We start from the raw sequence: 667 nt of genomic DNA, 5'->3' as shown, positions 1-667 counted from the left end.
ACGAGGGTGTCGGCCGCGGCGCGCATCCCGGCGACGGGGGTGCGCAGCTCGTGGGCGGCGTCCGACACGAACGCGCGCACCCGCGTCTCGGCGTCGAGCGCGGCCCGCTCGGCCCCTTCGACACCGTCGAGCATCTCGTCGAAGGCGACGGCGACCCGGCCGATCTCGGTGTCGCGTCGGGCCGGCCGCAGGCGTCGTCCCCGGTCGCCGTGTGCGATCGACCGGGCGACGCCGGTCATCCGGTCGAGCGGCCGCAGGGTGGCCCGCACCACGAGGGCGAGACCGATCGCGGCGATCAGCAGGAACGCCGCGGAGGCGCCGATCATCACCCAGCGCAGCTGCACCAGGGTCTCGCCCACCGACCGCGAGTCCGTGGTCAGGGTGATCGTCGACCCGTCGCTGAGCTGCGAGACGAGCGTGGTCACCTCGTCGTCGCTCCGCACCTCGGACGAGGTGACCGTGACCGCGTCGGACGAGGAGGTGCCGGTCGCGTCCCCGGCGTCGGTGCCGCTCGGGGAGTCGGTGCCGGTCTCATCGGTGCCGGTGCCGGTGCCGTCCGGGCTGCCGGCGCCCGCGCCTCCTGGTCCGTCGTCGAGCCCCGAGGCCGGGCCGCCGCGTCCGGGGCCGTCGCCGAGCGAGGGCGGGCCCTCGCGCAGCTGGTCGGGGC

The 667-nt window shown here is 76.6% G+C and carries 1 protein-coding gene; it reads right to left on the bottom strand.

The window, feature by feature from the left end; genetic code table 11:
* Positions 1-667 (bottom strand): HAMP domain-containing protein (locus IFT36_RS16140; protein ID WP_200413679.1); only part of this gene is annotated, 667 nt, incomplete at both ends.

The organism is Frigoribacterium sp. CFBP 13605 (assembly GCF_014839405.1).
In the GTDB taxonomy this organism is placed as follows: Bacteria; Actinomycetota; Actinomycetes; order Actinomycetales; family Microbacteriaceae; genus Frigoribacterium.
This window is presented reverse-complemented; position numbering and strand designations above follow the sequence as displayed.